The organism is Serratia sp. CY32780 (assembly GCF_052169135.1).
Classification (GTDB): domain Bacteria; phylum Pseudomonadota; class Gammaproteobacteria; order Enterobacterales; family Enterobacteriaceae; genus Serratia; species Serratia sarumanii.
In genome coordinates, this window is record NZ_JBJNLI010000008.1 from 99,666 (window position 1) to 120,026 (window position 20,361).

Sequence of the window (20,361 nt, forward strand, 5' to 3'; positions counted from 1 at the left end):
CTCCGAATGCTTAGACCTGTAGCCAGAATGTCACCGGACCATCGTTGACCAGCGCCACCTGCATGTCGGCGGCGAATTCGCCGGTCTGGGTCTCTACGCCGCGTTCGCGGCACTGGCCAACAAAATATTGATACAACCGATCGGCGACCAAAGGTGCGGCGCCGCGCGAGAAGCTGGGCCGCATGCCCTTTTGGGTGTCCGCCGCCAGGGTGAACTGCGAAACGACCAGCACGCTGCCCCCGGCCTGCTGGACGTTGAGATTCATCTTGTCGTTCTCGTCGCCGAAAATGCGGTATCCCAACACGCGTTCGCACAGGCGCTGCGCTTTTTGCTCGTTATCGCCCTGCTCCACGCCCAATAACACTAACAAACCGGGGCCAATCTTGCCTACCGTCTCGCCACCCACCGTGACGCTGGCGTTTAACACCCGTTGAATCAACGCAATCATTCCTGCTGCCCTTCTGGTTTCTGTTCCTGTTGCTCCGCCTTCTGCCGACGGTAGTCGCGGTATTCGCCGATGGTCACGGTGATTTCCGCGCCGAGTAACACGATACACCAGCTCCAGTAGACCCACAGGAATAAAATCGGGATCACCGCCAACACGCCGTAAATCAGCTGATAGGAGGGGAACATGGTGACGTACAGCGCGAATCCCTTCTTGCCCAGCTCGAACAGCAACCCGGCCACCACTGCGCCAATCAGCGCATCTTTGGGCGGTACCCGCACCGTCGGCACGATGCAATACAGCAGCCAGAAGGAGATGCACGACAAAATCAGCGGGAAGATACGCAGCATCTGATCCACCAAACCGTTGACGCCGGTCTGCGCCAACCAGTTGAGCGACAGCAGGTAGGAGCTGATGGCCATGCTGGCGCCCACCAGCAGCGGCCCCAGCGTCAACACCATCCAGTACACGGCGAAGGAAAAGACGATCGGCCGCTTGTTCTTGCTGCGCCAGATGGTGTTCAGCACGCTGTCCACCGAGGAGATCAGCAGCAGCGCGGTGACGATCAGCCCGCAGGTGCCGACGGCGGTCATCTTGTTGGAGTTGGCGACGAACTGTTCCAGGTAGTTCTGTATGACGTTGCCGGCGGCCGGCACGAAATTGGAAAAGATGAAGCTCTTCAGCTGTTCGCTGATGTCGGAAAACATCGGGAAAGCGGCGAACAGCGCGAACACCACGGTGACCAGCGGCACCAGCGACAGCAGGGAAACATAGGCGAGATGGCCCGCCAACATCGTCAGGCCATCGTGATCGATACGCTGGTACAGCAGCCGTCCGAAGGTGACGCCGGGCTTAATCGCAGAGGGCAGCTTCTTGCGGCGGAAAAACGACATGGTCACTCCTTGATGTCCGTTGATACGCCTTAAGCTTAACGCGCCCTACGCTCATTGAGCAAAATAGGCCGGCACCACGTCGCGATCGGTGACGTGCACCGTCTTGATCCCCAGCGCCTGCGCGGCGAGGACGTTCGCCGGCTGATCGTCGAAGAACACCGCGTCGGCGGCGGCGGTGTTTTCCGCGGCCAGCACATGCTGGTAGATCTCGGCCTCCGGCTTGCGCATGCCGAGATCTTGCGACAGATAGAGATGATCGGCGGCGGCGGCCACTTCAGGATAGTGCTGCGGCCAGTAGTTGCAGTGCAGACGGTTGGTGTTCGACAGCACCACCACCCGGTGGCCCTCGTTGCGCAGGCGCTGCATGATGTCGATCACTTCCGGGCGCAGCGCGACGAATACCGCCTGCCAGCCGGTGGCGAATTGCTCGAAGCTGAGCGCGATGCCCATTTCATCGCACAGCTTGCCGGCGAAGTCTTCGTCGCTGATTTCACCGCGCTCATGCTGCTGGAACACCTCACCCATAGTGAAACGATCGGACAGCACCGCCAACGGCGTGCCGCTCAAATTGCTCCACACGCCCAGCACACGCTTGAAATCGATATCGACGATCACATTACCTAAATCAAAGATATACAGCATAGTCCTCTCCTGATGGGCCGGTGAGATTTCACTGTAGCGGGAAAAGGAACAGCTGAACAGGGAGCGAACGGAAAAGCGCATAGCGCGCCGCACAAACGGGGAACAACAGAGGAAAAAACTCAGGGCGCGAGAACCGCGCCCTAAGCATGAGGCACTCAATCAGCGATTAAGCGTCTTTAGGACCGCGGCTGGCACGCTTACGATCGTTTTCCGTCAGGTGACGCTTACGGATACGGATCGAGGTTGGCGTCACTTCTACCAGTTCGTCGTCATCGATGAACTCCAGAGCTTGCTCCAGGGTCATTTTGATGGCCGGAACCAGGGTAGTCGCTTCGTCAGTACCGGAAGCACGCATGTTGGTCAGCTTCTTACCAGTCAGGCAGTTTACGGTCAGGTCGTTGGAACGCGAGTGAATACCGATGATCTGGCCTTCATACACTTCCGCACCGTGGCCCAGGAACAGCTTGCCGCGATCCTGCAGGCCGAACAGCGCGAACGCGACCGCTTTGCCCTGGCCGTTGGAGATCAGCACGCCGTTCTGACGCTGGCCCACTTCGCCCGGACGCACGTCGTCGTAGTGGCTGAAGGTGGAGTACAGCAGACCGGTGCCCGAAGTCATGGTCATGAATTCGTTACGGAAGCCGATCAGACCGCGGCTTGGGATCACGTAGTCGAGACGCACGCGGCCCTTACCGTCCGGATCCATGTTTTTCAGGTCGGCTTTACGCTCGCCCATCGCCTGCATCACGGAACCCTGATGCTGCTCTTCGATATCCAGCGTCACGTTCTCGAATGGCTCCTGCTTGCGGCCATCGATTTCGCGGAAGATAACTTTCGGACGGGAAACCGCCAACTCGAAACCTTCGCGACGCATGTTTTCGATCAGCACCGACAGGTGCAGTTCGCCACGGCCGGAGACGCGGAAGGCGTCTGCATCGTCGGTTTCTTCAACGCGCAGCGCTACGTTGTGCACCAGCTCTTTGTTCAGACGGTCAAGGATCTGACGCGACGTCACGTACTTGCCTTCTTTACCGCAGAACGGCGAGGTGTTGACGTTGAAGAACATGGTGACGGTCGGTTCGTCGACGGACAGCGCCGGCAGCGCTTCTACGGCGTTGGTGTCGCAGATGGTGTCGGAGATGTTCAGCTCGCCCAGGCCGGTGATGGCGATGATGTCGCCCGCTTCCGCCAAGGTGCTGTCGATACGCTCCAGACCCAGGTGGCCCAGCACTTTGCCCACTTTACCGTTGCGAGTTTTACCTTCGCTGTCGATGATGGTGACCTGCTGGTTCGGCTTCACTTTACCGCGCTTGATGCGGCCGATGCCGATAACGCCCAGGTAGTTGTTGTAGTCCAACTGGGAGATCTGCATCTGGAATGGCGCTTCCAGCTCAACCTGCGGCGCAGACACGTGGTCGACGATCGCCTGATACAGCGGGGTCATGTCTTCCGCCATGTCGGTGTGGTCGACGCCGGCGATGCCGTTCAGCGCAGAAGCGTAGATGATCGGGAAGTCGAGCTGCTCGTCGGTCGCGTCGAGGTTCACGAACAGGTCGAACACCTGATCCACAACCCAGTCAGGGCGCGCGCCAGGACGGTCAACCTTGTTGATGACCACGATCGGCTTCAGACCGTTGGCGAAGGCCTTCTTGGTCACGAAGCGGGTTTGCGGCATAGGGCCATCCATTGCATCCACAACCAGCAGCACCGAGTCAACCATCGACATCACGCGCTCTACCTCGCCGCCGAAGTCGGCGTGTCCTGGGGTATCCACGATGTTGATACGGTAACCGTTCCAATTAATGGCGGTGTTTTTTGCGAGGATGGTAATCCCACGCTCTTTCTCCAAATCGTTGGAGTCCATTACGCGTTCGGTGGCTTCCGCACGCTCTCCGAAAGTACCGGATTGTTGCAGCAGCTTATCAACCAGGGTGGTTTTACCATGGTCAACGTGGGCAATAATGGCGATGTTACGCAAATTTTCGATCACAGCTTTGCCTCGGGCATTAGAAATAGCGCGCTATTGTACACGTATTAAGCGAGGGACTAAACAAGATCACAACCATCTCTTATAAACAACCGCGTACCGGTCAGTTTGTGATCCCTTTCACGGTGCAAAAAGCCGCAATCGCTGCACTTTTGCACCATTTCGGTGCCTGCACCCACCCTTATTGCACCATAGCAGTGCAATTTATCGTTGGTGGTGCATACTGTGGCTGGGTAAAACCCGCGCAGAAAGGCGATGAACGCCTTTTTAAAAAGTTGGCACGCTTTTCGCTTTAGTCTTTTCAAGGCGAAAAAAAGCCAGTTCCACAGATTCGTTCCACGACGACGACAATGATAAACCGGGAGAGTTAAGTATGTCCGCTGAACACGTTTTGACGATGCTGAATGAGCATGAAGTGAAATTCGTAGACCTGCGTTTCACTGACACCAAGGGTAAGGAACAGCACGTGACTATCCCGGCTCACCAGGTAAACGCCGACTTCTTCGAAGAAGGCAAAATGTTTGACGGCTCCTCTATCGGTGGTTGGAAGGGCATCAACGAATCTGACATGGTGCTGATGCCGGACGCCAGCACGGCGGTTCTGGATCCGTTCTTCGAAGAACCTACCCTGATTATTCGCTGCGACATTCTCGAGCCGGGCACCATGCAAGGCTACGATCGCGACCCGCGCTCCATCTCCAAACGCGCCGAAGACTTCCTGCGCTCCTCCGGCATCGCGGATACCGTGCTGTTCGGGCCAGAGCCTGAGTTCTTCCTGTTCGACGACATCCGCTTCGGCAGCAGCATCCGCGGTTCCCACGTGGCCATCGACGACATCGAAGGCGCCTGGAACTCCGGTACAAAATACGACGGCGGCAACAAAGGCCACCGTCCGGCGGTGAAAGGCGGTTACTTCCCGGTTCCACCGGTCGACTCTTCGCAGGATCTGCGTTCCACCATGTGCTTGACCATGGAAGAGATGGGCCTGGTGGTTGAAGCGCACCACCACGAAGTGGCGACCGCCGGTCAGAACGAAGTGGCAACCCGCTTCAACACCATGACCAAGAAAGCCGACGAAATTCAGATCTACAAATACGTGGTGCACAACGTGGCGCACGCTTTCGGCAAAACCGCGACCTTCATGCCGAAGCCTATGTTCGGCGACAACGGTTCCGGCATGCACTGCCACATGTCGCTGTCCAAGAACGGCACCAACCTGTTCGCCGGCGACAAATACGGCGGCCTGTCTGAAACCGCGCTGTTCTACATCGGCGGCATCATCAAGCACGCCAAGGCGATCAACGCCCTGGCCAACCCGACCACCAACTCGTACAAACGTTTGGTGCCGGGTTACGAAGCGCCGGTGATGCTGGCTTACTCCGCCCGTAACCGCTCCGCGTCCATCCGCATCCCGGTGGTCGCCAGCCCGAAAGCGCGCCGCATCGAAGCCCGCTTCCCGGATCCGGCGGCTAACCCATACCTGTGCTTCGCCGCGCTGCTGATGGCCGGCCTGGACGGCATCATCAACAAGATCCACCCTGGCGACGCCATGGACAAAAACCTGTACGACCTGCCGCCGGAAGAAGAAGCCGAGATCCCAAAAGTGGCCGGCTCGCTGGACGAGGCGATGGCCGCACTGAACGAAGACCGCGAGTTCCTGACCCGCGGCGGCGTGTTCACCGACGATGCGATCGATGCCTACATCGAACTGCGCAAAGAAGAGATGGACCGCATTCGCATGACGCCACACCCGGTTGAGTTCGAACTGTACTACAGCGTCTAAGCCCTACCCGCGCCGTCTGCGCAGGCGGACGGCGCCCACATTTTTGTTATCGCTTTTTTGTTGCCGTGGAAACTTTCAGCCCATCTTCGGATGGGTTTTTTTCTCCACCGTATTTTCTGCAAAACTATTCCATACCGCGCCGATCCCGGATGGAGTAGGATAGATGCACTAAAAAGGTGCAGGAGTCTGCTGTATGGCAACTGGCAAGCTGCCCGATGCTGGGCAGATCCTCAATTCACTCATCAACAGCATCCTGCTGTTGGATGACTCTCTGGCGGTTCACTACGCCAACCCTGCGGCACAGCAGCTGCTGGCGCAAAGCTCCCGCAAGCTGTTCGGCACGCCGCTGCCCGATTTGCTCGGTTATTTTTCGCTGAACGTCTCTTTGATGCGTGAAAGCCTGCGCGCCGGTCAGGGCTTCACCGACAACGAAGTGACCCTGGTGGTCGACGGCCGTGCGCATATCCTTTCCCTGACCGCTCAGGCGCTGCCGGAAGGCTATATTCTGGTCGAGCTGGCGCCGATGGACAATCAGCGCCGCCTGAGCCAGGAACAGCTGCAGCATGCCCAACAGGTGGCGGCCCGCGATCTGGTGCGCGGTTTGGCGCACGAGATTAAAAATCCGCTGGGCGGCCTGCGCGGCGCGGCACAGCTGCTGGCCAAAGCGCTGCCCGATCCGGCGCTGACCGAATACACCAAGGTGATCATCGAGCAGGCCGATCGGCTGCGCAATCTGGTGGATCGCCTGCTCGGCCCACAGCGGCCCGGCCAGCACATTACCCAGAGCATCCATCAGGTCGCGGAGCGCGTCTGCCAGCTGGTGTCGCTGGAAATGCCGGATAACGTCACGCTGGTGCGCGATTACGATCCGAGCCTGCCGGAAATGGCCCACGACCCGGATCAGATAGAACAGGTGCTGCTGAACATTACCCGCAACGCGCTGCAGGCGCTGGGCGAAGCGGGCGGCACCATCACGCTGCGCACCCGCACCGCGTTTCAGATTACGCTGCACGGCACCCGCTACCGCCTGGCGGCGCGCATCGACGTCGAAGACGACGGCCCCGGCGTGCCGGCGCAGCTGCAGGACACGCTGTTCTACCCGATGGTCAGCGGCCGTGAAGGCGGTACCGGCCTGGGATTATCCATCGCCCGCAATCTTATCGATCAGCATTGCGGAAAAATTGAATTCAACAGTTGGCCAGGTCATACCGAATTCTCGGTCTACCTGCCCATTCGTCAGTGAGGTTTGCTATGCAACGAGGGATAGTCTGGATCGTCGATGACGATAGCTCCATCCGCTGGGTGCTTGAGCGCGCGCTCACCGGCGCGGGCCTGAGCTGCGCCACCTTCGAAGGCGGCAATGACGTGCTGGAAGCCTTGGCCACGCAAACCCCCGACGTGCTGCTGTCCGATATCCGCATGCCGGGCATAGACGGCCTGGCGCTGCTCAAACAGATCAAACAGCGCCATCCGATGCTGCCGGTGATCATCATGACCGCGCATTCGGATTTGGACGCCGCCGTCAGCGCCTATCAGCAAGGGGCCTTCGACTACCTGCCGAAGCCGTTCGATATCGACGAAGCGGTGGCGCTGGTCGAGCGCGCCATCAGCCATTATCAGGAGCAGCAGCAGCCGGTGCGCAGCCAGCCGGCCAGCGATCCGGCGGCGGACATCATCGGCGAGGCGCCGGCGATGCAGGACGTGTTTCGCATCATCGGCCGGCTGTCGCGTTCGTCGATCAGCGTGTTGATCAACGGTGAATCCGGCACCGGCAAGGAGCTGGTGGCGCATGCGCTGCACCGCCACAGCCCGCGCGCCAAGTCGCCGTTCATCGCCCTGAACATGGCCGCCATCCCCAAGGATCTGATCGAGTCCGAGCTGTTCGGCCACGAGAAAGGCGCCTTCACCGGCGCGAACCAAATTCGTCAGGGCCGTTTTGAACAGGCCGACGGCGGCACGCTGTTCCTCGACGAGATCGGCGATATGCCGCTCGACGTGCAAACGCGCCTGCTGCGGGTACTGGCGGACGGCCAGTTCTACCGGGTCGGCGGCTATGCGCCGGTGAAGGTCGACGTGCGCATCATCGCCGCCACGCACCAGAATCTGGAGCTTCGGGTGCAGGAAGGCAAGTTCCGCGAGGATCTGTTCCACCGCCTGAACGTGATTCGCGTACACCTGCCGCCGCTGCGCGAGCGCCGTGAAGACATCCCGCGGCTGGCGCGCCACTTCCTGCAGATCGCCGCCAAAGAGTTAGGCGTCGAGGCCAAGAACCTGCACCCGGAAACCGAAACCGCGCTGACCCGCCTGCCCTGGCCGGGCAACGTGCGCCAGCTGGAGAACACCTGCCGCTGGCTGACGGTGATGGCCGCCGGGCAGGAAGTGCTGATCCAGGATCTGCCGGGTGAGCTGTTCGAAACCGCCGCGCCGGAAAGCCCCAGCCACAGTCTGCCGGACAGCTGGGCCACGCTGCTGGCGCAGTGGGCCGATCGCGCGCTGCGTTCCGGTCATCAAAACCTGCTGTCGGAAGCACAGCCGGAAATGGAGCGCACGCTGCTCACCACCGCGCTGCGCCACACCCAAGGGCACAAACAGGAAGCCGCGCGCCTGCTGGGCTGGGGGCGCAATACCCTGACCCGCAAGCTCAAAGAGCTGGGTATGGAATAGGAACGGGGATGGATGATGAAAAACACCGTCCGGCGCACAAAAAAACGCCAACCGCAGGCTTTACAGCCGGTGCGGGCGCAGTATGATCGTGTCGCACACTCTGGAGGTTGACGATGCTGGACTCATTCATCGTATTCATTTCTCAGGGCGCGGAGCTGGGCTCCGCCGCCAGCCACACCCCGCAGGCGGCGGTTGCCGCGGTATTGTGCGCCGCGCTGATTAACTTCTTCAGTTAAAAAAACAGCCGCATCAGCGGCTGTTTTTTCATCCTCAGATCACCCGAGAGAACTGCTGGCTGCGCGCCTGTTGCCGCAGATAGCGATCGAAACACATGCAGATATTGCGGATCAGCAAGCGCCCGCGCGGCGTGACGCGAATGCCCTGCTCGTCGCGCTCCACCAGCCCATCGCGTTCAAACGGCGCCAGCAGCTGCAGGTCTTCGGCGAAGTAGGCGGTGAAATCGATGCCGTATTGCCGTTCGAGCGGCTGATACGCCAACCGGAAATTGCAGATCAGGGTTTTGATCAGATCGCGCCGCAGGCAATCGTCGTCCGTCAGCGCCAGCCCGCGCCACAGGGCGTTGCCCTGCGCCGGTACGCTCTCATAGTAATGCTTCAGCTCTTTCTGGTTCTGCGCATAGCTGTCGCCGAGCATGCTGATGGCCGACACGCCCAGCCCCAGCAGATCGCTGTCGCCCTGGGTAGTATAGCCCTGGAAATTGCGGTGCAGCTTGCCTTCGCGTTGGGCGATTGCCAGCTCGTCGTCCGGGCGCGCAAAGTGATCCATGCCGATGAACTGATAGCCGGCGCCGGTCAGGAAAGCGATGCTCTGTTGCAGGATATCCAGCTTCTGCTGGGCGCTGGGCAGATCGGCATCTTTGATTTTGCGCTGGGCGGCGAACAAGTTCGGCATATGCGCGTAGTTGAACACGCTGAGGCGATCGGGATTCAATTCAGCCACCCGCTGCAGCGTGAAAGCGAAGCTTTCCGGCGTCTGTTTCGGCAGGCCGTAGATCAGATCGATATTGGTCGAGCGGAAGCCCAGCGCTTTGGCCCGCTCAATCAGGGCGAAGATAAAGGCTTCGTCCTGCTCGCGGTTGACCAACTGCTGCACCTGCTTGTTGAAATCCTGCACCCCCATGCTCAGACGGTTAAAGCCTTCGACGCGTAAATGATCGAGCACATCCAGCTCTATCTCGCGCGGATCGACCTCGATCGACATCTCCGCATCGGGCAGGAAATCAAAGTGTTCGCGCAGCAACGCCACCAACCGGCTGATTTGCGCTTTATCCAGGTAGGTCGGCGTACCGCCGCCCCAGTGCATCTGGCCGACCTTGCGGCCGGCGAACAGCGGCGCACGGCTGGCGATCTCTTGCGCCAAAACGTTCAGGTACTCGTCGGCCTTGTGGGTCTGGCGCGTCACCAGCTTGTTGCAGCCGCAGAAGTAACACAGCTTATGACAGAAAGGGATATGCACATACAGCGACAGCGGCCGCTCAGGGTAACGCGCAGCGGCGCGTTGAAACGCCGCTTCGTCGTAGCGCTGGTTAAACTCCAGCGCCGTGGGGTATGAGGTATAACGCGGCCCTGAGTAGTTATATTTTTGGATCAGGGCCAAATCCCAGACAATCGTCTGCTCTGACATGCTCACTCCTTCCGATATCTTTTTCTACCGGGCCTGGAGAGAGGCGGTTGTCTGCGCTGTCTGGCCACGGAAGCGCTGCGAAAACGCGCTTTGCGCTTAGACAGCCGCCATAGTTTACCGAATAACCACAGCAGATAACACATCAAGAGTAGGGCTATTGCCGGGATTAGCCACATAGCGTGTTAAAAAGCGTCTTTCGGGTTGCCGCCTTTCAGCAGCTTCAGAATATCTTCCTGCTTCTCTTCTTCTTCGTCGTCGTCTTCACCCAGTTCGATGCCTAACACGTCCATCAGCACATCGATGCGATCCAACGTTTTGTCGACATAGGTCTGCTCTTCCGCGTTCAGCGTTTCGCCATCGTCGATGCGATCCAGCAGCGCGTTCAGGCGTTCGTCATTTTCCAGCTTCGCCAGCTCTTCTTCCGGCGACAGGCGCGGTTTCGCTTCGGCCTTTGGCTTCGGCTGCGGTTTGGCCTTTACTTTGGTTTCGTCGACCACCAGCGCAACCGGCACTTTACTGCCGATACGCGGATCTTTGGCTTCCGCCGCCGATTTGTTCTTCTGGCTGCCGGACTCAACCTGGGTGCGTGAACCGGAAGCGTGGCCGCGGCGCTTTTTCAGGCGTTTGCGCTCGCGCGCTTCCTGATCGAGCTCCATACGGCTTTTCTTTTTCGTTTTTGACTTCGCCGCGCTGCCGCGAGGTGCTTTTGATGGCTGGTTCATAGCGTGTGCTCTTAGGTATGTAGATTCAGTATAGAATTGCGGCGGAATCTAGCAGAAAGCGGACAAAGAAAAAAGGCGGCAGGTTAAACCTGCCGCCTATTTCGCACCTTCTTGCGAAGGGTATTCCTGTTACGCGCTCCTTGCGCACATGCAACATCCCGGTTTTTCCTTCTGCTATAACCGCATTCCCTGCCACTACGTCCTTCATCCTGAAAGAAAAATCGTCCATGGCGCAATCCATTCGCATCCGCTCTTCCCGAGCGCGCTTCCTGCCGGCATCCAAACTGCCAATACTTCACCATCCGATGTGCCTGCCGCCTGTTCCGGTGCGAAAGGGTCACTTCCTGTTGCGTTCATCCTGGCACTCATTGCACGCCCTGTGCATTCCCTGAGATTTGTCATCCTTCCCGGATGTTCCTTAATCCTGCGCAACCCTGCGTTAACGACTACTTTACGTTATTGTTGCCAAGGCTCAAGGCACCTGACGCCGATTTGGACGACATTTCCCTACAACGAAAAAACAACATATTGTTTTTAAAATAAAAACAGAAACATCACTTTCGAATAAAGCGACATTACCCGCGATTCGAATGGCAAATGTCTCACAACGTACGCGCGGCATAACTGTCGTTTTATCGCGTCCCGCCGCTTAAAAACCGAGAAACACGCCATTTTTACCGCTGATGCAGTTATAATCGCCAACCAGTTAGCCATCCTCACGGAGACGAAAAATTTTGACCAGCAAGAACTACAACTATCATGTGACCCATTTCGTCACCAGCGCACCCGATATTCGCCATCTGCCGGGGGATGCAGGAATTGAAGTCGCCTTTGCCGGCCGTTCCAACGCCGGGAAATCCAGCGCGCTGAATACGCTGACCAACCAAAAAAGCCTGGCGCGCACCAGTAAGACGCCGGGGCGCACCCAGCTGATCAACCTGTTCGAAGTGGAAGACGGCATCCGCCTGGTCGACCTACCGGGTTACGGCTACGCCGAAGTGCCGGAAGAGATGAAGCGCAAATGGCAGCGCGCGCTGGGCGAATACCTGCAGATGCGCAACAGCCTGAAAGGCCTGGTGGTGCTGATGGATATTCGCCATCCGCTGAAAGATCTCGACCAGCAGATGATCCAGTGGGCGGTCGACGTCGGCACGCCGGTGCTGGTGCTGCTGACCAAGGCCGACAAGCTGGCCTCCGGCGCACGCAAGGCGCAGCTCAATATGGTGCGTGAAGCGGTGCTGCCGTTTATGGGGGATATCCAGGTTGAAGCCTTCTCGTCGCTGAAGAAGATCGGCGTCGACAAGCTGCGCCAGAAGCTGGACACCTGGTTTAACGAGATCCCACCGGAAGTGCTGCCAGAAGACGAAGCCGGCGAATAAGCCCAGGCCGAACGCCAGAGCCGATGCCTCGCCGCATCGGCTTTTTTATACCCGCAGTTCAGCCACAGGCGGGATTTTTTGTTATCTAATTACAGTTCTGAAATAAAGCCATCATAAAAACTTATCGCCAGGGCTGGCTTATCTCGCCGGATTACGCGAGTCGAAAGGAGGAAAGCAGGAACGAAAAGCGGTGCGGAGCGATAGGAAAAATGTATGGTTTGCTGCTGTTTTTACAATAAAAAACGCCCCAGTCAATACTGACTGGGGCGGCTAAATATTCAGCCAAATCCGATTACGTGAAGTAAAAGGTCTGAAAGATAGAACATCTTACCTCTGTACCCTACGCCTGTAACTCTACCTTATTTTTTCGCAGGGCAAAAGAATTTTTTGTAGTTTACTTACACAATTTGCGGCGCAAGAACGGCGAAGTTGGGGAAACTATCGCCGCATCTTGTAGCTTAATTACGAAAAGTGCTTAGGTTATCGCCAGTTAGCGCATCCGGCGATAACCCGGTAATCAGTGCGCCTCATCCCAGTTCATGCCGACGCCCACGTCGACCTTCAGCGGCACCGCCAGGGTCATGCTGCCTTCCATCAATTGACGGATGCGTTGGCTGGCTTCTTCGATCACCGACTCATGCACCTCAAATACCAATTCATCGTGCACCTGCATGATCGCGCGCACCAACGGCTTCTCCTGCCCTTGCAGCCAGGCGTCGACCTCGATCATCGCACGCTTGATGATATCGGCCGCGGTGCCCTGCATCGGGGCGTTGATGGCGGCGCGCTCGGCCGCCTTGCGGCGCATGGCGTTGCTGGAGCGGACGTCCGGCAGATACAGGCGGCGCCCGTCCAGCGTGCTGACATAGCCCTGTTCGGAAGCCTGTTGACGGGTGCGCTCCATGTAGTCCAGCACGCCCGGGTAACGCTCGAAGTACAGATCCATATAGCGCTGGGCTTCCCCACGCGGGATCCCCAACTGGCGCGCCAGGCCGAAGGCGCTCATGCCGTAAATCAGGCCAAAGTTAATCGCCTTGGCGCTGCGGCGCTGTTCGCCGGTCACTTTATCCAACGGCACGCCGAAGACTTCCGACGCAGTGGCACGGTGAATGTCTTTCCCTTCGGCGAAGGCCTTCAGCAGCCCTTCATCCTGTGACAGATGCGCCATGATGCGCAGCTCGATCTGCGAGTAGTCGGCCGCGACGATGCGGTAGCCTTCCGGCGCGATGAAAGCCTGGCGGATGCGCCGCCCTTCTTCGTTGCGCACCGGGATGTTCTGCAGGTTCGGATCGCTCGAGGAGAGACGGCCGGTCGCAGTCACCGCCTGATGGTACGAGGTGTGTACCCGGCCGCTGACCGGGTTGATCATCAGCGGCAGCTTGTCGGTATAGGTGGTCTTCAGCTTCGCCAGGCCGCGGTATTCCAGGATCACCTTCGGCAGCGGGTAATCCAGCGCCAGCTCGGCCAGCACTTCTTCGTTGGTGGACGGCGCACCGCCTGGGGTTTTCTTCAGCACCGGCAACTTTTGTTTCTCGTACAAGATAGCCTGCAGCTGCTTGGTCGATGCCAGGTTGAACGGCTCTTCCGCCAGCTCGTGGGCCTGCGCCTCCAGCTCAGCCAGACGCTTGGCCAGCTCCTGGGAGTGGGCCGACAAAATGGCCGGATCGATCAGCACCCCGGTGCGTTCGATATGCGACAGCACCGGCAGCAGCGGCATTTCAATCTCGTTGAACACCGTCAGCAGCTCTGCGCTCTGTTTCAACTGCGGCCACATCGCCAGGTGCAACTGCAGCGTGACATCGGCGTCTTCGGCGGCGTAAGGCGCCGCCTGCTCCAGCGCGATCTGATTGAACGTCAGCTGGTTTTTGCCCTTGCCGGCGATCTCTTCGAAGGTGATGGTTTTATGGCTCAGATAACGATCGGCCAGGCTGTCCATATCGTGACGGCCGCCGACGCTGTCCAGCACATAGGACTCCAGCATGGTGTCGTAGGCAATGCCGCGCATCTCAATGCCGTAGCGCGCCAGCAGGCTCATGTCGAACTTCAGGTTTTGCCCGACCTTCAGCGCCTTATCGTCCTCCAGCAGCGGCTTGAGCGCTTCCAGCACGTAGGCGCGGTCCAGCTGTGGCGGAGCGTCCAGATAATCGTGCGCCACCGGCAAATAAGCCGCTTCGCCCGGCGCGATCGCGAAGGACAGGCCGATCAGGTTGGCGGTCAGGGTATCCAGACCGTCGGTTTCGGTATCGAAGGCAAACACGTCGGCCTTTTTCAGCCGCGCCAGCCAGTCGGTAAAGGCCGCTTCATCCAGAATGGTGACATAACCGTCCTGGGACAGCTTGGCCTCCGCCAGCGCCTTCGGCGCTTCCGCGGCGGCGGCGGCCGGTTTGGCACCGCCGGCAGCTTTCGCTCCCGCGCCTTTCTTGTTTTCCAGCCATACGCCGGCTTCCACGTCCGCCAGCCAGCGTTTGAACTCGTACTGTTTGAACAGCTGCTGCAGCGTATCGACATCCGGTGCAGAGACCGTCAGATCCGCGCAGGTCAGATCCAGCTCAACGTCGGTTTTGATCGTCGCCAGCTTATAGGAGAGGTACGCGACCTCTTTGTTCTGCTCCAGCTTGGCCGCCATGGTTTTGGCGCCGCGGAAGCTCAGCGTGGCGATATTCTCCAGATTACCGTACAGCGCATCCAGCCCGCCGATACCCTGCAGCAACGCCTGAGCGGTTTTCTCACCCACGCCCGGCACACCGGGAATGTTGTCCGATGAATCGCCCATCAGCGCCAGGAAGTCGATGATCAGCTCCGGCGGAATACCGTACTTGTCGCACACTTCCTGCGGGCCGAGGATGGTGTTGTTCATGGTGTTGATCAGGGTGACGTTCGGCGTCACCAGCTGCGCCATGTCTTTGTCGCCGGTGCTGATCAGCACCGCGTGGCCAGCTTTTTCGGCCTCCAGCGCCAGCGTACCGATAACGTCGTCCGCCTCAACGCCGGGCGTCACCAGCAGCGGCAGGCCCATCGCCTTGACCATGTTGTGCAGCGGCTCGATCTGCGCACGCAGATCGTCCGGCATCGGCGGCCGGTGCGATTTGTATTCGGCGAAGAGATCATCGCGGAAGGTCTTCCCTTTGGCATCAAACACCACGGCAACGTGGCTCGGTTGATACTGCAGCAGCAGGCTGCGCAGCATATTCAGCACGCCGTACATCGCGCCGGTCGGCTCGCCCGCCGAGTTGGTCAGCGGCGGGAAGGCGTGATAAGCGCGGTAGAGGTAGGAGGAACCGTCAACCAGGATTAGTGGGTTTTCTGCAATCTGGGCCATAGCGTTTCTTTATCGTGATCGGACATAGGGGTAAGCATGCCATAGCTGGCCGCCGGAGACGAACCTTAGCGTGCATTGCGGACGAAAATGATGAGATTGTGCGCGAGGATCCGCAAGATCTTACCTGTGGATAACTTTGTGCATAGAAAAGAGACCGAATTATAACGTTGTGATTATCGTTATAACGGCGAATAAAATTCCTATTTAAATCACCGCGTTAAAAGAACGAATTCCGGCGACGCTTTATTACTGGCTTTTATTGGATTTGTGGATATAACTTTCGCCGGATTTTAATCGCACTATTAATCAAATTCGGCGCCTCAATTACCTTAGCACAAGCTGGACAAGTTGCACAAAAACTCGGCAAATGGTTATCCGGCGAGGCCAAAAACAGTGATTTTTAGCGGCGCTTTACCCCGACATTCTCTGTTAAAATAGGCTTTTGTTCATGCGCTTCGGCATGCAACGATGTTCCCAACAACCGTCAGCCCATAACCATGCCAAGATTGTTAACGCCTGTTATCTTTATCATTTCCGTCATACTCACCATTCTGGTGACGGTGTTGTGTTCTATCCCCATCACGCTGGCCGGCATCGTGAAACTCCTGGTGCCCATTCCCGCCGTCTGGCGATATATCTCTGCTTTCGCCGATTTCATGATGTGGTGTTGGTGTCAGGGGCTGGCGCTGTTATTGCGCATTAACGGGCAATTGCGTTGGGATATTGAAGGGCTGGAAGGGCTGGATCGCAAAAACTGGTATCTGCTGATCAGCAACCACGAAAGCTGGTCAGACATTGTCGTGTTGTGCGTGCTGTTCAGAAATCATATTCCAATGAATAAGTATTTCCTCAAGCAACAGCTCGCCTGGGTGCCTTTTGTCGGCCTGGCCTGCTGGGCGCTGGATATGCCATTCATGAAGCGTTACTCCCGCGCCTATTTGCTCAAGCATCCGGAGAAGCGCGGCAAGGATATCGAAACCACGCGCCGTTCCTGCGAAAAATTCCGTCAACGTCCAACCACCATCGTCAATTTCGTCGAAGGTTCGCGCTTCACCGAAGCCAAGAAAATTAAAAGCAATTCGCCGTATCGCAATTTGCTGGCGCCCAAAGCCGCCGGCATCGCGTTTACCCTTAGCGCGCTGGGCAATCAGTTCGACAAAGTGTTGAACGTCACCCTGCTCTATCCGGAAAATAACCAACGGCCTTTTCTGGATATGCTGTGCGGTCGTTTGACGCGCATCGTGGTAAGAATAGAGACGCTACCGATCGATGAAACCCTGCACGGGGACTATTTCAACGACAAGCAGTTCAAGCGGCGTTTCCAACTGTGGCTGAATACGCTGTGGCAGGAAAAAGACCGGCTGCTGGATAAATTGAAGCGGCAATACGGATAAAAAAACGCCGGCAACGAACGCCGGCGTTTTTCATGTTGAATCTGGCTTATTTCTGCTGGCTGAGGAATTTAACCACGTCGGCGAACTGCTTCACGTAAGCGTCCATCGAGCTGGTGTCCAGGCCATCGTTTTTAACCATGTATTTGCCGTTCACGAATACCGCCGGCACACCGCGCAGTTGCAGATCTTCCGCGGCTTTCTCCTGTTGAACCACCAGAGATTTCACCACGAAGCTGTTCCATGCCGCGTCATAATCTGCGGCGGTCACGCCCGCTTTCACGAAGACGTTACGGATATCATCCGGCGTTTGCACGGTCTGGGTTTTCTGCACCGCTTCAAACATCAACGGGCTTACCTTGTCTTCCACGCCCAGCGCCATCGCCACCGCCCATGCCTGAGTCAGCTGTTTGCCCAGCGGCCCCAGGAACTCAACGTGGTACTTGGTCATTTTGGTGCCGGCAGGCAGCGCCTTCTTCACGTTCTCGGACACGTGATAGACCTGCTCGAACTGGTAGCAGTGCGGGCAGTAGAAGGAGAAGAACTCCAGCACCTGAGGCTCACCGGTCACCGGCTTGTCCAGGGTCACGTACTGAGCGCCATCGCTAAACTGTGCCGCCGAGGCACTGAAGGCCATCACCATGCCAACGAGCGCCAACCATATTTTTTTCATAAGACTAAACTCTCCATTGTGTTAAAGCTTCAATACATTGGCGTCAGCTGCAGAGGGGGCTCCTGCAACAGCTTAACCTGTTCGGTGAAGGCCGCAGTCTGAGACAACCAGAAATCAGACTCCGCCATCCACGGAAAACTCTTAGGGAAGGCCGGATCCTGCCAACGGCGGGCGACCCAGGCCAGGTAATACACCATGCGCATGGCCCGCAGCGGCTCGATCAACGCCAACTCGCGCTGATCGAACTCGGCAAATTCACCGTACGCCTCCAGCAAGACGTCCAGCTGCATCAGTTGATCGCGGCGTTCGCCGTGCAGCAGCATCCACAAGTCCTGCACCGCCGGGCCATTACGTGCGTCATCAAGATCGACGAACAGCGGGCCGTCGCGCCACAGAATATTGCCCGGATGGCAATCACCGTGTAAACGGCGCGGCTGCCAGTTCAGATGCCAGTGCGGCTTGATCGCCGCGATCAGGTTATCCGTCGCCTGCAGGAACCCCTCACGCTGCGCTGCCGGCAACAGCTCGCAATCGGCCAACACCTGACGCGGGGCGGTGAGATACTCTTCAACCCCCATCGTCGGCCGCTCGGCGAACAAACGCTCACCACCGACCTGATGAATACGCCCCAAGAAACGACCCACCCATTCCAACTGATCCAGGTTGTCTATCTCGTACTGCCGCCCGCCCACGCTGGGGAACAGGGTAAAGAAGAACCCAGCGTGCGTATGCAGCGTAGCGCCTTGCAACGCCAACGGCGCTACTGCCGGGATCTCCGCCTTCGCCAGATCCAGAGCGAACTGGTGCTCCTCACCGATCTGCGCGGCGCTCCAGCGCTCCGGGCGGTAAAACTTCACCACGTAGCGCCGGCGATCTTCGTCCATAAACTGATAGACGCGGTTCTCATAGCTGTTCAGCGCCGTCAGGCCGGAATCGACGCGCAGGCCAACCCCTTCTAGCGCGTCCATAATCAAATCGGGCGACAGGGTGTCGAAATTAAAAGCAGAGTTATTCATAACGTTCGTTTGATCGCTGACAGCACGGTGCCGGGAATGAGAAATAGTAGCATTAATGGCGCCTTTCACGAGCTATGCTTTCTCGCACCGCGCGAGGATCAGTCCTTGATAACGCCGCGAGCGCGCAACAGCGCCGTTTTAAAATCTTCTTCGTAATCTTTCTTCAGGCCCGGGATCTGATCCGTGCCGGCGCTGCCGCGCATTTTCAGATGGTAAATAAGAATGTCGTCGCTCAGTTCGGACAACTCGCCCTGGAAGCCCGCTTCCTGCGCCAGCTTTTGCAAAAACTGCATCAAATTGAGATCGGGATCTTCCTGCCAGGCCGGGTGCAACAGCTCGATCAACTCGTTTACGCGATGCGTTTTCATCTCAATATCGTCCAATAGCATGAATAAACTCACAAAGTAACAGGCTTACCCACGCAGTGAAAGAACCGGCTTGTCAATAAAGGTAAATCCTGATGTCGCGCCGGCTTTAGCGCTACAATCAGCGCATCGACAAGGCGGGATAAACGAGATGCATAAAGAAATCAGCGGCGTCATTTTGGCCGGCGGACGGGCCACGCGTATGGGCGGTGAAGACAAAGGCCTGGTGTCGATTGCCGGTATCGCACTCTATCAACACGTATTGGCTCGGTTACGGCCGCAAGTGGCTTCCGTCGCCATCAGCGCCAATCGCAATCAGGCACGTTACCAGGCGAGCGGTTTGCCGGTGATTGGCGATCTGACGCCCGATTTCGCCGGGCCGTTGGCCGGGATGCTCGCCGGGCTCAAGCAATCTCCCAGCGAGTGGGTGGCTTTTGTCCCTTGTGACGTCCCCGACTTTCCCGCCGACTTAGTTGCGCAGCTATGGCGGCAAAAAGGCGCGGCGCCAGCAGCCTTTGCCAGCGATGGTGAACGAGATCACCCTACGCTGGCATTATTGCATACCCAAATAGCGCCGCAGCTGGCCGACTATCTGGCGCGCGGTGAACGCAAGCTGATGCTGTTCTTGCATCAGATTAACGCACAACGCGTGGTGTTCAGCGGGCAGCAAACGGCATTTCATAACCTGAATACGCCGGAAGACTGCCTGCACTGGCAGCAAGCACGAGAGCTAAAAACATGAATCGTTCATTGCCCCCTTTGCTGGCCATCGGCGCCTACAGCGGGACGGGGAAAACCACCCTGCTCAAGCAATTGATCCCAATGCTGAAACAGCGTCAGGTGCGGGTTGGGCTGATAAAGCATACGCATCACGACATGGATGTGGATACGCCGGGTAAAGACAGCTATGAGCTGCGCAAAGCGGGTGCCGACCAAACGCTGGTCGCCAGCGATCGCCGTTGGGCATTGATGACCGAAACGCCGGAGCAACAACCTTTGGATCTACGCTACCTGGCAGGGCGTTTTGACGCCGATAAGGTCGATTTGATTCTGGTGGAAGGGTTCAAACATGAACCGGTCAGCAAGATCCTGCTTTATCGGGCCGAGATCGGCAGACCGTTGGAAGACATGCTGGATAAATTTGTCGTGGCGGTAGCCAGCGACCAGCCGCTATCCATCGCGGCTAAGCAGTTGGATCTCAATCAACCGGAAAGCATCGCCGACTTTATTGTCGAGTGGTTGAAAGGCGCAGCGTAGCTGCGCTTTTTTGCGTTTTACGCATAGCAAAAAGCCCTGAACGTCAGTTCAGGGCTTTCGGCTTTATTTGATGCCTGGCAGTGTCCTACTCTCGCATGGGGAGACCCCACACTACCATCGGCGCTACGGCGTTTCACTTCTGAGTTCGGCATGGGGTCAGGTGGGACCACCGCGCTATTGC

General features: G+C 57.9%; 20 protein-coding genes and 1 rRNA gene. 8 read left to right on the top strand and 13 right to left on the bottom strand.

All coding sequences use genetic code 11. The features are described from left to right. Positions 1 to 10 precede the first annotated feature (10 nt). The 4 genes from dtd to typA form a co-directional block, all read right to left on the bottom strand. Positions 11 to 448, bottom strand: coding sequence for a D-aminoacyl-tRNA deacylase (gene dtd, locus ACJ8HH_RS23170; RefSeq protein WP_016929644.1), 438 nt, complete (start codon positions 446 to 448; stop codon positions 11 to 13). Continuing rightward, positions 445 to 1,338, bottom strand: coding sequence for a virulence factor BrkB family protein (locus tag ACJ8HH_RS23175; RefSeq protein ID WP_033649749.1), 894 nt, complete (start codon positions 1,336 to 1,338; stop codon positions 445 to 447). Before ACJ8HH_RS23175 ends, dtd begins: the two co-directional genes overlap by 4 nt. Positions 1,339 to 1,389: 51 nt before the next feature. Then, positions 1,390 to 1,980, bottom strand: coding sequence for a glucose-1-phosphatase (gene yihX / locus ACJ8HH_RS23180; protein WP_060452098.1), 591 nt, complete (start codon positions 1,978 to 1,980; stop codon positions 1,390 to 1,392). 166 nt (positions 1,981 to 2,146) lie between these two features. Then, positions 2,147 to 3,970: a ribosome-dependent GTPase TypA gene (typA, locus tag ACJ8HH_RS23185; RefSeq protein WP_004931243.1), complete on the bottom strand. Its 1,824-nt coding sequence runs from the start codon at positions 3,968 to 3,970 to the stop codon at positions 2,147 to 2,149. Between the two features lie 370 nt (positions 3,971 to 4,340). Between typA and glnA the strand changes: the two genes are divergently transcribed. The 4 genes from glnA to ACJ8HH_RS23205 all read left to right on the top strand — a co-directional run bounded on the left by glnA (position 4,341) and on the right by ACJ8HH_RS23205 (position 8,650). Continuing rightward, on the top strand, positions 4,341 to 5,750 hold the full coding sequence (gene glnA / locus ACJ8HH_RS23190; RefSeq protein WP_004931244.1) for a glutamate--ammonia ligase: 1,410 nt from the start codon (positions 4,341 to 4,343) through the stop codon (positions 5,748 to 5,750). Positions 5,751 to 5,943: 193 nt separating this feature from the next. After that, entirely contained in the window at positions 5,944 to 6,993 is a 1,050-nt protein-coding gene (gene glnL / locus ACJ8HH_RS23195) for a nitrogen regulation protein NR(II) (RefSeq protein WP_004931246.1), read from the top strand. 8 nt (positions 6,994 to 7,001) lie between these two features. After that, positions 7,002 to 8,414 carry a nitrogen regulation protein NR(I) gene (gene glnG / locus ACJ8HH_RS23200; RefSeq protein WP_015379452.1) on the top strand — a complete coding sequence of 471 codons (1,413 nt, stop codon included), beginning with the start codon at positions 7,002 to 7,004 and terminating at the stop codon, positions 8,412 to 8,414. 113 nt (positions 8,415 to 8,527) lie between these two features. After that, positions 8,528 to 8,650 (top strand): YshB family small membrane protein, encoded by a 123-nt coding sequence (locus ACJ8HH_RS23205; protein ID WP_015379453.1) that lies wholly within the window; start codon positions 8,528 to 8,530, stop codon positions 8,648 to 8,650. 34 nt (positions 8,651 to 8,684) lie between these two features. Here ACJ8HH_RS23205 and hemN read toward each other — a convergent pair whose 3' ends face one another. The 3 genes from hemN to ACJ8HH_RS23220 form a co-directional block, all read right to left on the bottom strand. Next, on the bottom strand, positions 8,685 to 10,058 hold the full coding sequence (gene hemN / locus ACJ8HH_RS23210) for an oxygen-independent coproporphyrinogen III oxidase (protein WP_033649750.1): 1,374 nt from the start codon (positions 10,056 to 10,058) through the stop codon (positions 8,685 to 8,687). Positions 10,059 to 10,240: 182 nt separating this feature from the next. After that, complete coding sequence (gene yihI / locus ACJ8HH_RS23215) at positions 10,241 to 10,780, bottom strand: Der GTPase-activating protein YihI (RefSeq protein WP_071883854.1); 540 nt, start codon at positions 10,778 to 10,780, stop codon at positions 10,241 to 10,243. Between the two features lie 25 nt (positions 10,781 to 10,805). Further along, positions 10,806 to 11,009 (bottom strand): hypothetical protein, encoded by a 204-nt coding sequence (locus ACJ8HH_RS23220; protein WP_223182053.1) that lies wholly within the window; start codon positions 11,007 to 11,009, stop codon positions 10,806 to 10,808. A gap of 505 nt (positions 11,010 to 11,514) precedes the next feature. On the opposite strand from ACJ8HH_RS23220, the gene yihA reads away from it, so the two are divergent. Further along, a complete protein-coding gene (gene yihA / locus ACJ8HH_RS23225; protein WP_019452177.1) occupies positions 11,515 to 12,159 on the top strand; it encodes a ribosome biogenesis GTP-binding protein YihA/YsxC in 645 nt (214 codons plus the stop codon). Positions 12,160 to 12,437: 278 nt separating this feature from the next. On the opposite strand, the gene ACJ8HH_RS23230 is transcribed toward yihA, so the two are convergent. Then, positions 12,438 to 12,485 carry a spot 42 RNA, inhibition of DNA synthesis gene (locus tag ACJ8HH_RS23230; protein ID WP_071892919.1) on the bottom strand — a complete coding sequence of 16 codons (48 nt, stop codon included), beginning with the start codon at positions 12,483 to 12,485 and terminating at the stop codon, positions 12,438 to 12,440. 191 nt (positions 12,486 to 12,676) lie between these two features. Beyond that, a complete protein-coding gene (gene polA / locus ACJ8HH_RS23235) occupies positions 12,677 to 15,478 on the bottom strand; it encodes a DNA polymerase I (protein ID WP_060452097.1) in 2,802 nt (933 codons plus the stop codon). A gap of 497 nt (positions 15,479 to 15,975) precedes the next feature. Here polA and ACJ8HH_RS23240 point away from each other — a divergent pair, with 497 nt between their 5' ends. Continuing rightward, the gene (locus ACJ8HH_RS23240; protein ID WP_033636498.1) at positions 15,976 to 16,872 is read left to right on the top strand and encodes an acyltransferase; all 897 of its coding nucleotides are present in this window, start codon (positions 15,976 to 15,978) and stop codon (positions 16,870 to 16,872) included. Positions 16,873 to 16,918: 46 nt separating this feature from the next. On the opposite strand, the gene dsbA is transcribed toward ACJ8HH_RS23240, so the two are convergent. The 3 genes from dsbA to ACJ8HH_RS23255 all read right to left on the bottom strand — a co-directional run bounded on the left by dsbA (position 16,919) and on the right by ACJ8HH_RS23255 (position 18,926). Further along, the gene (gene dsbA / locus ACJ8HH_RS23245) at positions 16,919 to 17,542 is read right to left on the bottom strand and encodes a thiol:disulfide interchange protein DsbA (RefSeq protein ID WP_004931264.1); all 624 of its coding nucleotides are present in this window, start codon (positions 17,540 to 17,542) and stop codon (positions 16,919 to 16,921) included. Positions 17,543 to 17,571: 29 nt separating this feature from the next. After that, positions 17,572 to 18,558, bottom strand: coding sequence for a serine/threonine protein kinase (locus tag ACJ8HH_RS23250; RefSeq protein ID WP_033649754.1), 987 nt, complete (start codon positions 18,556 to 18,558; stop codon positions 17,572 to 17,574). 98 nt (positions 18,559 to 18,656) lie between these two features. Continuing rightward, entirely contained in the window at positions 18,657 to 18,926 is a 270-nt protein-coding gene (locus ACJ8HH_RS23255) for a YihD family protein (protein ID WP_033638631.1), read from the bottom strand. 148 nt (positions 18,927 to 19,074) lie between these two features. Here ACJ8HH_RS23255 and mobA point away from each other — a divergent pair, with 148 nt between their 5' ends. Together mobA and mobB are read left to right on the top strand one after the other, a co-directional pair. Beyond that, positions 19,075 to 19,665 (top strand): molybdenum cofactor guanylyltransferase MobA, encoded by a 591-nt coding sequence (gene mobA, locus ACJ8HH_RS23260; protein ID WP_033649755.1) that lies wholly within the window; start codon positions 19,075 to 19,077, stop codon positions 19,663 to 19,665. Further along, positions 19,662 to 20,180, top strand: coding sequence for a molybdopterin-guanine dinucleotide biosynthesis protein MobB (gene mobB / locus ACJ8HH_RS23265; RefSeq protein ID WP_033654511.1), 519 nt, complete (start codon positions 19,662 to 19,664; stop codon positions 20,178 to 20,180). The genes mobA and mobB overlap by 4 nt, the downstream gene beginning before the upstream one ends. A 72-nt stretch (positions 20,181 to 20,252) precedes the next feature. Here the strand turns inward: mobB and rrf are convergent. Beyond that, positions 20,253 to 20,361 (bottom strand): 5S ribosomal RNA (rrf, locus tag ACJ8HH_RS23270); the annotation flags it as partial.